Here is a 14,476-nt window from a genome sequence, read left to right as displayed (position 1 = left end):
ATCACTCCGATCAACCGCTGTTGCAAATAATCTAAATATTGCTCATTTGTAGTTTTTTGGCATCTGCATTAGGAAGAAAGCCTCGTTTTAATTTGCCGTCACTCGGCTGGCATATTCTCGATCCGATCATAACAAGAAAGCATTGCGTCGAGTATCCAGACTTTGAAATTGCGAAATCGTAGCTTGTCTTGGCGACCAAACAAACGTTTGTTATATCGTTATGCAATTGCCCGCTGTCCCCGGATATCTAACGTTAGCAGCCGAATGCCACGCCGTTCATGACAGCCAAGCCCCGCAAGCGCGTCTCCGTGGCCGGTTCGCCCCTATCGACCGCCTTGTCACGTATCGACCGCGCCATCTTCACCGGCTTCGTCTACGACCCAGGCGATCTCGCGCGGACCTTCACCGTCGAGCTGCTGCTCGACGGCCTGGTGGTGGCCACCGCCCATAGTGACAAGAGGGTGGCGGCGCTGGTCGAGGCCGGAATCGGCGACGGCTGCTACGGCTTCACCATCGGCCTGCCGGAGCAGGGACTCGCCGCGGCGCAGACGGTCGAGGCGCGGCTGGCCAATGGCGGGGCGCCGGTCGGGCTGCCGATCGCCTGCGCCGCCGCCGACCCGCCCGATCCCGGCGCCCAGGCCGGCGACCTCAAATGGCTCGGCGGTCTGCGGTTCGATGGCTGGCTGGCGCTCGATCTGAACGACTCCGTCGACATCCTGATCGATCAGCAGCCGGTGATGCGGATCCGGCCGTCTGGCTGGTCCCATGTGGAGCTGGCCGGCGGAGTCCAGGCGGTGAAGCGGCTCGACCTGCACCTGCCGGAGCGGTTTGCCGACGGCCGCGTGCATTGGCTGTCCGCCACGGTCGACGGCCGTCATTTGACACCCGATGCCCTGCCGTTCGTGGCCTTCGACAATGGTCTGGAACAGGCGCTGCAGGGCCTCGGCCGCTGGGACAGCGAGCGCTTGCGCGGCCGGCTGTTCGACCAGCTGGTGCCGGCATCGCTGCCGTTTTCGGCCTATCAGGCCTGGAAGGAGCGTTTTCCGCCGGACGCAGGCCGTGCCTCGCCGCTGAAGGCCGCGGTGATGCTGGTCGGCGACCATCACGACCACCACACCGACGGGTCGGTCGAGAGCCTGGAAGCGCAGCTTCATGCCGGCTGGACCGCGGTGTCGCTGCCCGGCCGCGGCGTCACGCGCTTCGATCCCGCCGCCGCGCTGGCGTTCCTGTCCGGCGAAGCCGCCGACTGCGATTTTGTGGTGTTCTGTCTCAGCGGCACGGTGCTGTTCGAGGGCGCCTTGCAGGCGCTGGCCGGCGCCTTCGCGACCCATGACAATGCGCTTTGCGTCTATGCGGATATCGACGTCCAGATGGCCGATGGCTCGGTCTGGCCGCTGGCTTTGCCGGCCTTCGACCGCGAGCGCATGCTGGAGCAGGGCTATGCGGCGCATTTCTTTGCGCTGCGCCGCGATGCCGCTCTGGCAGGCCTGTGCGGCGCGGCGTCGCTCTACGACCTGTTGCTCCGCGCCGCCGACGCGGCGGGCGCCTGCGCGATCCGCCATCTGCCGGGGGCGCTGGCGGTGATGCCGCCGCTGGATCTCGCCGTGGCCTCCGCCGAGCTGGCGGACGCGACGCGCGCGGCGCTGCAGCGGGCGCACAGCCGCGCGACTGTCGAGCCGACCGCGTCCACGGTGTTGCCGGCGGTTCGCGTGCGCCGGCCGTCCGGTCCGCGCGCGCGCACCACCATCATGATCCCGACCCGCAACCGCGCCGCACTTTTGCGCCGCTGCATCGAGTCGATCCTGCCGGCGGTGGAGCGCTGCGGGGCCAGCATCGCCATCATCGACAACGATTCCCGGGAGGCGGAGACGCTGGATTATCTCGCCGGCATCGTCTCGGACCGCATCAGCGTGATCCGCGCGCCCGGCGCGTTCAATTACGCCCGCATCAACAATCTCGCGGCGCGGCAACTCGACGCCGACAATCTCTGCCTGCTGAACAACGATATCGAGGCGGAAGACGACCTCTGGCTGGCGGAATTGCTGTCGCGGCTGGCCGATCCGGAGGTCGGCGCCGTCGGCGCCAAGCTGGTCTGGCCCAGCGGCGTGATCCAGCACGGCGGCGTGGTCCTCGGCCCCAGCTTCGCCGCGGCCCATGCCGGCAACGACCGGATGGACGGCGATGCCGGCTATGCCGACATGCTCCGGGTCGCCCATGAATGCTCGGCGGTGACCGCGGCGTGCCTGCTGCTGCGGCGGAGCGATTATCTGGCGGTGGGCGGCATGGACGAGATCCGCTTTCCCGTGGCGTTCAACGATGTCGACCTCTGTCTCAAGCTGCGGCAACTCGGCCGGCGCATCGTGTTCACGCCGCATGCAACGCTGCTGCACCTGGAATCCGCCACCCGTGGCAAGGATGAGGCGCCGGACCGCAAAGCGCGCTTCGAGCGCGAATTGCGGATGCTGCGCACCATGTGGGGCGAGGCGCTGATCAACGATCCCTATTACAGCCCGGTGCTGTCGCTGGATCCGTCGCCGTTTTCCGCGCTGGCCTGGCCGCCGCGCAGTTTTGCCGCGCGCATCAACGCGCCGCCGCAGGCGGTGGATGTGCTGCCGGGGATTTAACGCGGTGTTCTCCCACCCCCTTGCGGGAAGGGAAGAGGCTAAGCCGCACCGGACGTCGCGAGGGACGCGGGCGGTCCGAGCCAGGCATCGATCATCTCCGCCACGTTGCCTGTCGGTGTGCCCGGTGCGATCCACAAATCCGGTCCCGCCGTGGAAGCCGAGCCGAACCGCACGCTCGGCAGACCGGACGCTGCGGCCGCCATGCCGATCGGATGGCCGAACACGGTGCCACCGAGTCCGAGGGCGAACCTGTCGATCCCGTAGGCCTGCACCAGGGTCGGGATCTCGGACGCGGTAATGGGCCCGGTCACATGAGTATTCGGCAACTGCATCAGTTTCAGATCGTCCAGGGTGCCGCCGAGAATCACCACGTCGAGGTCCGGGCGGATTGCCAGCAATTGCAGGCCGAGATCCCTGATCGCGCGGAATTCATCGGCTGATGTGCAGAGGGCGATGATCCCGAGATGCGCGCCGGCCGGGTGCGACTTTGCCGGACGCCTCCGGGCCGCCTTCGGCGCGCGCCGGCCGCCAAGCCCGATCTCCCGCAAAAAATCTTCGGCCTCGTCGTCGGCGCCGATCAGCTGGCGGGCGCCGTCCACGAGCGACTGCCGGCACGGCCTGAGCTGCCAGCCCTCATCAGACGGTTCGGCCCATGCGGTATTGGCCACCAGGATGTCATAGGGAAGCCGTTGCGTCCGGATGCGATCAAAAATCTGCGCGGGAAGCTGACTGGGGTCGACCAGTTCGAACACGTCCGGGGCGAGTGCGGCGAGACAGTGCCAGAAGCTTTCCGCGTCGGCGGCAAGCGCCAGATCGAAACGCAATGATTGCGGCGGCAAGGTCTGCGGATGATGCAAGGAGGCCCACATGCGCGCGCCGTCGGGCGACAGCGAGACGACCAGCGTGGGCGATCCCGAGTCTGTCAGTTTCCCGGCCCGCGCCATGGCCACCTCGAACATGGCGCCGGCGCCGCACAGGAGAATACTGTCGACAGTGTCGCCGGTTGCGAGCAGGGCCTGTTCCAGCCGTCCGCGGCTGTCGCGCAGGGGATCCGCCAGCAGGAACGCTGCGCATTCGACGCTGTAGCGCGGGTAGCGATGCGCGAGCACCTTGAGATTCCGCACCACCAGGGAGCGCTTCTCCTGGCGGAACGAGCGCGATCCCTCGTGGCCGACGAACACCGAGGCGACGCAGACATTGCGGAAGCCCGCTTCGGTCGCCCGCAGGCAGAGGTCCACATCCTCCATGTAGCCGCGGTGAAAATCGTCCGAGAGTTCGCCGACGGCGTCGAGGCAGGCGCGCGTCAGGTACAGGCAGAAGCCGATGCCGTTGGGAATGTCCTGCACCACGCCGGCATTTGCCGTGGCCGCCAGCCGGTCGAGGGCTTCCACCTCCGCCAGCGGCGGAAGCGGGTTGGACTTGTTCTTGACCGGGAAGCTGGTGAACTCGCCATTGTTCGACAGCGGCGTGGCGGTGCCGACGCCCGGCGTCGCCGTCACCACGTCGCGCAGCCGGCCCAGCGCGCCGGCGGGCACCAGCGTGTCGGCATTGAGCAGGATGATATCGCCGTCGGTGGCCGCCTGCAGCCCGCGGTTGATGGCGCCCACGAAACCGAGGTTGCGGTCGTTGGTGAGCACCGTCACGTCGCGTTGTCCCGCCAGGGTCGCCAGATAGCGCCTGACCTGCGGATCGGGCGACGCGTCGTCGACGATCATCACGCGTGTGTCCGGTGTCCTGGCCGCCGCCGCCAGCAGGCTGTCCAGGCAGGCCTTGGTCGCCTTGTAGTCTGCATAGACCGGAACGATCACGGTCAGGGACGGCGCCGTTGGCGCGTTACCCGGTGCTGCATCTTTTCGGCTGGGGGCCGGCGAGCGAGATCCCCGGCCGGGAAGCGCCGCGGTGGCGATCACGCTCTCGCTCTGGTGGATGTGCAAAAACTGATGTGCCGCGGAAGCCGGCCGCGGGATGCGAAAGGTGGCGGCGTGGCTGCCATTGTCCGCGAGGGCATGGTGCGGATCCGGCGGCAGGGTGCTGCCATAGGTCTCGGTATCTGAGGTCAGCTCGATCTCGACGCAGGTTCCCGGCAGCCAGGCGACCCAGCCGGTGATCTCGCCGTCGAGAATGTCGACCCGGGCAAAGGTCTCGCGCCCTTGCTCGCGCAGCACCGCAAAGGCCGCGCGCAGTGAAGTTCGATCATTGTCGTGGGACAGGATGGCCGCGGCGGCCTCCGCTTGCTGGTCCTCGTCGCCCCAGCACAACAGCCGCCGTGTCGCCGCCACGTCGTCGGGGTCGATCTCGATCGCCCTGGCGACGTCCCGCAGCGCAGCCTCCCGATGTCCCAGCCGGAACAGCGCCTCGGCGCGCAGCAGATAGACCTGGGAATTCGGCAGGGGCGGGATGCGGCAGCGCCGGTCGGCAAAGCGCCAGGCCGATCGCGAATCGCCGTGGCCGAGCGCGCGCACGGCCGCCCGCTCGAGTTCGAGGTAATGCCGTTCAGTCAGGAGGAAGCCGGCAGGCCTGTCGTCAATGATCAACGTGGCCCCGCCTCGCGCCGGTGCACGCTCAGCCCGCGGGCTTGGCGACATTCTGCCGGCTTCTGAACACCCTTACCCGCCCGGCAGTGCGCTGCACAGGCGCCGCGACCGTCGCTGCCGGCGCCGGCAATGGTGCGGGAGCCTGACTGACCAGTGGTTCGATATTAAGTTTGATGCCCACCAGCGGCTCGCGCCCTGAGGGACCGGCCAGCTTGATGCTCTGGCCGGTGACCCGCAGCGCGGGGGCGCCGAGAAAGATCGCCTCTGCCGTCAGCATGTAGTGGGAGGCCGCGGGCCCGGAAAGCTGCATTGTCACGCCGGTCAGCGGGAGGGCACGGCCGCGTGTTCCGGCGTAGGTGCCGAGCGGCACCATTTGGCCGTCACCGCGTTGCGGCCGTGCGAATTTCACGGCGTAGTTGATGTCAATGTCATAAGGCTTGTTGGGCCAATACAGGCAAAAGCCCTCGATCCTGGCCGGCGCCATCGGCCCGGCAATCCAGGCATTGGCCCGCTCGGAGAGGTCGCCGATGCCAGCCACATGCGCGAGAATACGCACATCGTCCACCGCCGCAGAACCCGAACTTATCATGGGTCCGGAGGACTGGAATTGCGGCGCCGGCGGGGTGCCCTGGGTCAGGGGTTCGAATTTCAGGTTTGCGGCCGTCGATCCGCCGGGTCGCTGAGCCGAGACCGCGACCGTCAGCTTGGCCGGCTGGGCTGCATATACCACCAGGCTGCTGTCGGGGGACCACAGGGTGCCTTCGGTAGCATCGGGACCCACCAGGATCTCGCAGGAGCCGACACTGGAGCGGTCAGGGGTGATGCGTACGACCGGAGGAAATTTGCTGTCATCCGCGGAATTGTAGCGCATCAGGAACAGCCCCGCCGGCAGGTCGATCGTTTTCCTTTGGGCTGTCTCATCCATCGCCGGTCTCACCCCATCATACTCTGTGATAACATCTATATACTGCCTGAGAATGTTGTGCGTTTGAAGAGGGTTTAACGTTAATCGCGGAGTTTCAATGCGATGCATTAAAATAAGCTCGCCATTCCGAAAATTGTGTAATTCTGTCAATCGGGTGTGGCTACCCAGCAAACTGTGGTGCCAAGGGGAGCGCGACGTCCAAATCTATGAACGTTCTATTTGTTCACAATAACTTTCCGGCGCAGTACAGGCATCTGGCGGAGGCGCTCGGACGTGACCCAGGGCATCAGGTCGTCGCGATCGGCTCACGCACCGCCAAGACGATTCCGGGCATCCGGCTGCTGAAGTATGCCAGCGCCAACCGCGATGCGGCGGCGGTGCACCCGTTTGCCCGCCGCTTCGACACCGAGTGTCGGCGCGCGGAGGAGGTGCTGTATTCGCTGTCGTCGCTGGCGGCGTCCGGCTTCGTCCCGGATGTCATTTTTGCGCATCCCGGCTGGGGCGAAACGCTGCCGCTGCGCACGGTGTTTCCGAAGTCGCGGATCGTGGTGTATTGCGAGTTTTACTATGCATCCGAGGGCCGGGACGTCGGGTTCGATTCCGAATTTCCCATGACCGGGCTGGACGGCGACGTCGCGCTTCACCTGAAGAACGCCACGTCGCTGCTGGCGCTGTCGGAAGCTGATGCCGCGGTATCGCCGACGGAATGGCAGAAATCGACCTTCCCCCGGGAATTCCAGGGCAAGATCGAGGTGGTTCACGAAGGGATCGATGTCGATGAGGTCAGGCCGGACCCGGCAGCGTCGATCGAATTGCCGTCGGGCTTTCGGCTGTTCGCCGGTGACGAGATCATCACCTATGTGGCGCGCAATCTCGAACCGCTGCGCGGCTATCATATCTTCATGCGGTCGCTGCCGAAGATACTGCAAGCGCGCCCGCATGCGCAGGTCGTTATCGTGGGGGGAGAGGGCGTCTCCTACGGCGCAACGCCGCCCGCCGGCACCACGTGGAAATCGATCTTCCTGGACGAGGTTGCGGGAAAGCTGGATCTCGGCCGGGTGCACTTTCTCGGTCATGTCCCCCGCGCCACCTTCCTCAGCGTGCTTCAGGTGTCTTCGGTCCATGTCTATCTGACCTATCCCTTCGTGCTGTCGTGGTCGCTGCTGGAGGCCATGAGCGCCGGATGCGTAATCGTGGCGTCCAATACGACGCCGCTGCGCGATGTCATCAACGGCGACAACGGAATCCTGGTGCCGTTCTTCAACGTCGATGCTCTGGCGGACAAGGTCATCGAGGTGCTTTCGACGCCACGTCGCTTCAGCAAATTGCGGACCGCGGCCCGCAAATTCGTCAGCGAGACCTATGACGCGAAGCGCATCAACCTTCCGCAGATGATGAGACTACTGCGCGAATGAAAGTTGGATTCTCCTTCGAGATGGATGTTGAAAAATGTCGACGATAATTGCCGTTGCGCAGCGCAAGGGCGGTGTCGGCAAGACGACGATTGCCGTCTGCGTTGCCGGCGAGCTGCTACGTCATGTCAGTGACGTCGGCCTGATCGATGCGGACAGCCAGGCCTCGGCCTGCCACTGGGCGGCGCCAGGCAATCTGGGCTTTCCGGTCTATGAGCTTGAAGCCGAAAGCCGACCGGTAGGCGAATGGGTGCGGATGGTGCGCCAGATCCCGCACGGCGTGCTGGTGATCGACTGCGCGCCGAACGATCGTTCGCTCGGCGCCGCGCTGGCGGTTGCGAACATCGCCATTGTGCCCTGTACGCCATCGGGCCTCGATATCGAGGCCACGCTGCGCACACTTGACATCGTTCGCCGGGTGCGCGCCAGCCGCCAGGATGCGCTCAAGGTTTTGCTGGTGCCGAACCGGGTGGATCGCCGCACCCTTGAGGGGCAGCAGGTAGTCGACGAGTTGTCGACGCTGGGAGAACCCGTCGGCCCCGCGATCGGCAGCCGGTCGGCCTTCGTGCGGGCCTTTGCCGCCGGGCAGTCGGTGTCGGACATCGCCCGCAGCTCCGCGGCTGATCAGGAAATCCGCGCGCTCACGCAGGAGATTTTGGCGCAGGTGCGGGCGAAATAGTTGCAGCCTGTATAAGATGGCGCGACGCGCAGCATCGTGACGCCGTCATCCGGGGGCGTCCCTGTGCGACCTTAAAATCCCGGATGTCGCCGTTGCTCGCGCTTGCGCGCGATCACCGGCTCATCCGGGCTATGCGCGCCCGCGTGGTTAACAGCCGCTGAAATCCCGCATTCTCATTTGAAGCAAATGCGACCGCCCGCTTGAGCCAAGCGTCAAAACATTTCGCGTAGTTTTTTTCCCATGGGAATGGGGAGAACGACGATGCGGAAGTTGATCAAGGCGGCCTTGCTGATGCTGGCACTGGTTTCGGTGGGTGCGCGCGAGGCCTCTGCGGCCTTGCTCGGTTCGACCATGAATTTGCGCAGCGCCATCGAGCGGATTCGCCTCAGCGAGGCAACGCTGGCGCCGATGGCCTTTACGTTGTTTTGCATGCGCTATGCCGGCGAATGTGCCGCACCCAAGCAGCGAATGGTGTTTCGCGGCGGCGCCACGCGCTTGACGCGGGCGCGGATCGCCGAACTGGTAGAGGTTAATGCCTCCGTCAACCGCTCGATTGTGCCGATGCGCAACGAGCGCGGTGTGGCCGGCGAGGAATGGCTGATCGGCCCGAGCCACGGCGATTGCAATGATTATGCCGTTACCAAGCGCCATCAGTTGATCGCGCGCGGCTGGCCGATGCGCAATCTGCTGCTCAGCGAAGTGGTGACATCATGGGGTGAGCACCATCTGATCCTGGTGGTGCGCGCCAAGGGCGGCGACGTGGTGCTGGACAACATGAACGCCCAGATACGGGGGTGGGCGAAAGCGCCGTATCGCTGGGTGCGCATGCAGACGTCGGAGAATCCCTCGTACTGGGCCGCCGTCGCCCGCAGTGACGTTTAGGATATCTCGAAACTGCAATGTAAGCGCAATTATGAGATATCCGCCGTTCGATAATAGTCGCTCACGTAGGATCCACTAGGTTACCTTTCCGTTGAATGTATTGAGCCGGTCCCGGAAATCTGCACAGGACGATAAGTGGAAACTCTGCCCGACAGCGGCGATAATCGCCGGCGCAGGAGAGACCATGAGCAGACGACCCCGCCGGAACCACACACCGGATTCAAGGTCAAGGTGGCATTGGCGGCCATCAATGGCGATCGCACGATCACCCAGCTGCCGAGCATTTCGATGTTCATCCCAATCAGGTCACGACCTGGAAGGCGCAGCTCGAGGGTGCGGCTTCCGGGGTTTTCGGGACGGGAGGCACAGCGCCGGCGGAGCCTCCCGCCAAGGCGGTATTGCTGAGCGCAAGACAATGATCGAACGTGAGTACGACCTGTCGATCACACGGCAGGCGGAGGTTTTGCAGATCAGCCGCAGCAGCGTCGATTATCTGCCGCGTCCGGTGCCGGATGCCGACCTTGCGATAATGCAGCTTCTGGATCGGCTGCATCTGGAGTTTCCCTTCGCTGGGTCGCGGATGTTGCGCGGCCTGCTGGCTGCCGAGGGGTGCAAGATCGGCCGCCGGCATGTGAAGACGCTGATGCGGCGGATGGGGATCGAGGCGCTGTACCGACGGCCGCGCACCACCCGGCCGGAGCCGGGCCACAAGATCTATCCGTATCTGCTGCGCGGAATGGAGATCACACGGCCAAACCAGGTCTGGTCGATGGACATTACCTACATTCCGATGGCGCGCGGCTTCGTCTATCTCGCCGCGGTGCTCGACTGGGCGACCCGCTGGGTGCTGTCATGGAGGCTGTCGATCACCATGGAGGCTGCGTTCTGCGTCGAAACGCTGCAGGACGCTTTGGCGCGCCACGGCAAGCCGGAGATCTTTAATACCGACCAGGGTTCGCAGTTCACCGGCCAGGCCTTCACCGGCGTGCTTGCCGATAACAGCATCGCTATCAGCATGGACAGGCAAGGGCGCATGGTGGGACAACGTGTTCGTCGAGCGATTGTGGCGCAGCATCAAATACGAGGAGGTCTATCTGCGGGCTTACGACAGCGTCGGCGAGGCGCGACAATCGATCGGTCGCTATCTGGACTTCGACAACGGTCGCAGGCCTCACTCGAGCCTTGACGGTCAGACACTCGATCAGGCTTACTTCAACTCGCTACCCATCCGCATGGCCGCCTAACCCCGGCAGAGACCCACTTTATCGACGTGGAAAATCTGTTCAGACAAGCGGGACCACCTCAACCTTAAAATCCCGGATGTCGCCGTTGCTCGCGCTTGCGCGCGATCACCGGCTCATCCGGGCTATGCGCGCCCGCGTGGTTAACAGCCGCTGAAATCCCGCATTCTCATTTGAAGCAAATGCGACCGCCCGCTTGAGCCAAGCGTCAAAACATTTCGCGTAGTTTTTTTCCCATGGGAATGGGGAGAACGACGATGCGGAAGTTGATCAAGGCGGCCTTGCTGATGCTGGCACTGGTTTCGGTGGGTGCGCGCGAGGCCTCTGCGGCCTTGCTCGGTTCGACCATGAATTTGCGCAGCGCCATCGAGCGGATTCGCCTCAGCGAGGCAACGCTGGCGCCGATGGCCTTTACGTTGTTTTGCATGCGCTATGCCGGCGAATGTGCCGCACCCAAGCAGCGAATGGTGTTTCGCGGCGGCGCCACGCGCTTGACGCGGGCGCGGATCGCCGAACTGGTAGAGGTTAATGCCTCCGTCAACCGCTCGATTGTGCCGATGCGCAACGAGCGCGGTGTGGCCGGCGAGGAATGGCTGATCGGCCCGAGCCACGGCGATTGCAATGATTATGCCGTTACCAAGCGCCATCAGTTGATCGCGCGCGGCTGGCCGATGCGCAATCTGCTGCTCAGCGAAGTGGTGACATCATGGGGTGAGCACCATCTGATCCTGGTGGTGCGCGCCAAGGGCGGCGACGTGGTGCTGGACAACATGAACGCCCAGATCCGGGGGTGGGCGAAAGCGCCGTATCGCTGGGTGCGCATGCAGACGTCGGAGAATCCCTCGTACTGGGCCGCCGTCGCCCGCAGCGACGTTTAGTATATCTCGAATTTAACGCCAGAATAACATATCACTCACTATAACTTGTTATCATATACCCCATCACAATAGAGTTTTGTAGTTGCCTGCAAGGGCCGCCACAGATTTGTTTGGGGGCAATGGTTTATGACATACAAGATTTCCATCCTCGTCACCGGCGGGGCCGGCTATATCGGCTCCCACTGCAGCAAGGCCGCTGCCGAGGCCGGGTTCATGCCGATCTGCTATGATAACCTATCAACGGGGCATGCCGACTTTGCGCGGTGGGGACCGCTTATTGTGGGCGACATCCACGACAGCGGCAAGCTCACCTCGGTCATCCGCGAACACAATGTGCAGGCCGTGATGCATTTTGCGGCGTTCAGCGCCGTCGGCGAGTCGGTTGTCGATCCGCAGAAATATTATTTCAACAATGTAGCGGGTACTTTGGCACTATTGCGCGGCATGCGCGACGCGGGTTGTGACAAGCTGGTGTTTTCCAGCACGGGCGCGGTGTACGGCAATGCCGGTCGGGATCCGATCCAGGAAAGCGCGGCTGGCCAAACGGTCAATCCCTATGGTCGGTCAAAATGGATGGTCGAGCAGATCCTGACGGACTATCGCGCCGCCTATCAGTTCAACTCTGTTTGCCTGCGCTATTTCAACGCCTGTGGAGCTGACCCGTCGGGGTCAATTGGCGAACGCCGCGACCCCGAGACTCATCTGATACCCCGAGCCCTGATGGCGCTGCAGGGCCATGTATCGAACTTCGCCATTTTTGGCGAGGATTATGACACGCCGGACGGCACTGCCGTGCGCGATTACATCCATGTCAACGATCTCGCCGCGGCGCATGTGGCGGCGCTGCAGCTGTTGCTGAACGGCGGCAGCGGTGGCGCCTTCAACCTCGGCACCGGCGTGGGCTATTCGGTGCGGCAGATCGTCGATGCCGTGCTAGCCGAGACCGGCCGCTCGGTGCCGCTGGTGGTCCGCGAGCGGCGGGCAGGAGACCCGCCCATCCTGGTGGCCGATCCCGCGCAGTCGGAAACCGCGCTGGGTTTCAAGGCAACCCACTCCGGGTTGCCGGACATCATCCGCTCGGCCTGGGCCTGGCACCAGAAAGCGCATCCGCTTCGGGAGGATATTCGCGAGGCGCAGGCGTAAGGGGCTGCCAGTCTTTTCAATGCGCCAGTTTGCGCGATTGTTCAGTGCAGAGCTTTCCTCACCCTTGTCCACCTGATCCAGGCAATCTGGTGCTTTAAGAAGAGATCGATCCAACGCTTGTCGCGCCACCTGAGAAGCTCAGGGGCGCTTGTGTCCGGCAAAGGACGAAACAACTCCGAGAATTCTTCCGTCTCGTCGATGGTCAAACCGCACAATGGCAGTTTGTCCAATTGTGCGTTGTGCACCGCACCGCTCCATTCAATCTGTCGCTGCAAAATCGGGACCGTCGTCGCCGCAGTTAGCACATATCATGTAATATGACGCATCCCCCATTTGGGGTAGTCGTCCTTTGATCTTTTTACCTCTGGTTAGCGGGCAATCGCCAATCCTACATTTGAATGATATCATGTTGACACATGAGAGGGTCTTGGTTCAATTTTCAGCGCCCCGCCGGACATCGACGTCGTTGACAGAAACTTCAAAGGATATCGCGACGGCCCATCCCGAGGTCGAGTTTGCTTTGGTGCTGGCGCGCACCATCGACGCCGTGCGGAATGACCCGGAGCAGCTACGCGGCGCGATCTACGAACTGGCGCGGCAGAAGCTGCAGGAACAGTTTGTTTCCGACGATCCGGAAGAAAACCGGCTGTTGCTGGGCGCGCTGGAAGTCGCCATCCAAGGCGTCGAGGCGCATTCCCGTAAAATCGCCGGAATTCAGCTGTTTCCCGCCGCGACGATTTCGGGACCGGTGCAGAGCCGGCGAATGGCAGGCGCGCTGGAAGGCCGCCAGCAGGCGCTGACCGCCTCCGATGACGTACCACGGCTCGAGCGGGAGGGCCTGATCGGCACCTCGGCCAGAGCTGCAGCCAGCCCGAAGCCGAACGCGGACCGTTCGCTTCGGAAGCGACTGGGCGCGCCGCTTCGTTTCCTGGTGCTGCTGCTGGTTATCGGCGTGGTGGCGCTGGTGATCCCGCGCCGCACCGAGATTGCAGCGGCCGGCCGCCAATTGATGGCGCGGGCCAGCGCGCCTGCCGCGCCCCAGCCCGTGCCCGTCGCGGCCGCGCCACCGCCGGCCGTGTTGCCGCCAACTGCGCTGCCGCCGGGCATACCCACCGCCTACGGCATTTACGCGGTCAATGCCGGCAAATTATATGAGCTGGAGCCGCTGCTCGGCCGAGTTCCGGACGGCCGGGTGGCCATCTCGGCGGCGATCACCAAGCCCAGCGCGGTGCTGGTGCCCGACGGTCATGTTAAGTTTGTGGTCTACCGGCGCGATTCCGCGAGCAGCGCGCCGGACCAAGTCGAAGTGCGGCTGATCGCGAAAGTCGTGCAAGCCACCACTTTTGACGCCACGGGAAAGCCGGTGACGGCGCCGGCGGAAGACAGCTGGGTGATCCGTAACGTCTCGTTTCCGTATCGTACGGCGCCGATCCGCGATAATGCGGAAATGTTCGAGGTCCAGCCGCGGGATCCGGATTCGGGACTGAGCCCCGGCCGCTACGGCCTGGTTGTCAAGGGTCAAGCCTATGACTTCACGGTCGAGGGCCCGGTGACCGACAAGCGGCAATGCCTGGAGCGGCTTGTGGCCGCCAACGGCGTATTCTTTTCGGAATGCCAGAAGCAGTCCTCACCATGAGGCGGAGAGTATGTCACCGCCACATACTCTGCCCCATCCTGAGAGCTTGTAAAAACTACTGATTTTTACAATTTTCGACCTGATTCAGATCAAAGAAGGTCCGCTCAACCAGCCCGCCATCATGACAAAGCCGGAAAACTCTAATTGCCGGTGGCCCAAAGTTCGGTCTCAGAGCAGCGCGCTGTTCACCATGAAGGGCAGTGAATGCTAGCCCTCTGCATCTTCCGGAGCCAGGAACGGTTGCATCGCCGCGGCGTGCTTCTTTTCGAACAGTTCGAGCCAGCGGGTTTGTTCGGTAGCAGACCAAGTGTGATCGGCTGCGCCGGGCGCAGTCGACGCAAGCCTCTCAAGCCTGAGGAATTCGTCGGTTTCCTCGGCTGAAAGACCCAGCAATGTTCCCGGACTACAAGAGTCTTCTATCGAACGTATCATAGGCAAAATGCTGATCGAAGCCGCGGGACCGGTCAATGAGCATCTGCCCTTAAGCTAACTTGTCAAGGTTACCGGGAGCCATATCATGCA

9 protein-coding genes and 1 pseudogene are annotated in these 14,476 nt (G+C 63.6%); 8 read left to right on the top strand and 2 right to left on the bottom strand.

The features are described 5' to 3' along the window. Nucleotides 1-278: 278 nt before the first annotated feature. Nucleotides 279-2,624: a glycosyltransferase family 2 protein gene (locus tag FIU28_RS16800; RefSeq protein ID WP_143574349.1), complete on the top strand. Its 2,346-nt coding sequence runs from the start codon at nucleotides 279-281 to the stop codon at nucleotides 2,622-2,624. A gap of 38 nt (nucleotides 2,625-2,662) precedes the next feature. On the opposite strand, the gene FIU28_RS16795 is transcribed toward FIU28_RS16800, so the two are convergent. Together FIU28_RS16795 and FIU28_RS16790 are read right to left on the bottom strand one after the other, a co-directional pair. Next, the gene (locus FIU28_RS16795; protein ID WP_210247729.1) at nucleotides 2,663-5,158 is read right to left on the bottom strand and encodes a glycosyltransferase; all 2,496 of its coding nucleotides are present in this window, start codon (nucleotides 5,156-5,158) and stop codon (nucleotides 2,663-2,665) included. A 28-nt stretch (nucleotides 5,159-5,186) separates the two neighbouring features. After that, complete coding sequence (locus FIU28_RS16790; RefSeq protein WP_143574347.1) at nucleotides 5,187-6,083, bottom strand: hypothetical protein; 897 nt, start codon at nucleotides 6,081-6,083, stop codon at nucleotides 5,187-5,189. A gap of 206 nt (nucleotides 6,084-6,289) precedes the next feature. Between FIU28_RS16790 and FIU28_RS16785 the strand changes: the two genes are divergently transcribed. The 7 genes and pseudogenes from FIU28_RS16785 (at nucleotide 6,290) to FIU28_RS16755 (ending at nucleotide 13,954) form a co-directional block, all read left to right on the top strand. Continuing rightward, nucleotides 6,290-7,498, top strand: a complete 1,209-nt coding sequence (locus FIU28_RS16785) for a glycosyltransferase (protein WP_143574346.1) — start codon at nucleotides 6,290-6,292, stop codon at nucleotides 7,496-7,498. 34 nt (nucleotides 7,499-7,532) lie between these two features. Then, nucleotides 7,533-8,174 (top strand): ParA family protein, encoded by a 642-nt coding sequence (locus FIU28_RS16780; RefSeq protein ID WP_143574345.1) that lies wholly within the window; start codon nucleotides 7,533-7,535, stop codon nucleotides 8,172-8,174. 261 nt (nucleotides 8,175-8,435) lie between these two features. Further along, a complete protein-coding gene (locus FIU28_RS16775) occupies nucleotides 8,436-9,056 on the top strand; it encodes a transglutaminase-like cysteine peptidase (RefSeq protein ID WP_143574344.1) in 621 nt (206 codons plus the stop codon). A 184-nt stretch (nucleotides 9,057-9,240) separates the two neighbouring features. Further along, a pseudogene (locus FIU28_RS16770) lies at nucleotides 9,241-10,300 on the top strand (IS3 family transposase). A 254-nt stretch (nucleotides 10,301-10,554) separates the two neighbouring features. Beyond that, a complete protein-coding gene (locus tag FIU28_RS16765; protein ID WP_143574344.1) occupies nucleotides 10,555-11,175 on the top strand; it encodes a transglutaminase-like cysteine peptidase in 621 nt (206 codons plus the stop codon). A gap of 126 nt (nucleotides 11,176-11,301) precedes the next feature. Continuing rightward, complete coding sequence (gene galE / locus FIU28_RS16760) at nucleotides 11,302-12,318, top strand: UDP-glucose 4-epimerase GalE (RefSeq protein ID WP_143574343.1); 1,017 nt, start codon at nucleotides 11,302-11,304, stop codon at nucleotides 12,316-12,318. 523 nt (nucleotides 12,319-12,841) lie between these two features. After that, the gene (locus FIU28_RS16755; protein ID WP_246661011.1) at nucleotides 12,842-13,954 is read left to right on the top strand and encodes a hypothetical protein; all 1,113 of its coding nucleotides are present in this window, start codon (nucleotides 12,842-12,844) and stop codon (nucleotides 13,952-13,954) included. Nucleotides 13,955-14,476 lie beyond the last annotated feature (522 nt).

The sequence above is a fragment of the Tardiphaga sp. vice154 genome (genome assembly GCF_007018645.1).
GTDB lineage: Bacteria > Pseudomonadota > Alphaproteobacteria > Rhizobiales > Xanthobacteraceae > Tardiphaga.
The sequence above is the reverse complement of the archived record's forward strand: the minus strand, read 5'-3'. Positions and strand labels throughout refer to the sequence as shown.

What these genes read in the sequence shown, in the direction of transcription:
- galE (WP_143574343.1), top strand. Translation starts at nt 11,302, where the DNA reads ATGACATACAAGATTTCCATCCTCGTCACCGGCGGGGCCGGCTATATC.
- FIU28_RS16800 (WP_143574349.1), top strand. Translation starts at nt 279, where the DNA reads ATGACAGCCAAGCCCCGCAAGCGCGTCTCCGTGGCCGGTTCGCCCCTA.
- FIU28_RS16775 (WP_143574344.1), top strand. Translation starts at nt 8,436, where the DNA reads ATGCGGAAGTTGATCAAGGCGGCCTTGCTGATGCTGGCACTGGTTTCG.
- FIU28_RS16790 (WP_143574347.1), bottom strand. Translation starts at nt 6,083, where the DNA reads ATGGATGAGACAGCCCAAAGGAAAACGATCGACCTGCCGGCGGGGCTG.
- FIU28_RS16780 (WP_143574345.1), top strand. Translation starts at nt 7,533, where the DNA reads ATGTCGACGATAATTGCCGTTGCGCAGCGCAAGGGCGGTGTCGGCAAG.
- FIU28_RS16785 (WP_143574346.1), top strand. Translation starts at nt 6,290, where the DNA reads ATGAACGTTCTATTTGTTCACAATAACTTTCCGGCGCAGTACAGGCAT.
- FIU28_RS16765 (WP_143574344.1), top strand. Translation starts at nt 10,555, where the DNA reads ATGCGGAAGTTGATCAAGGCGGCCTTGCTGATGCTGGCACTGGTTTCG.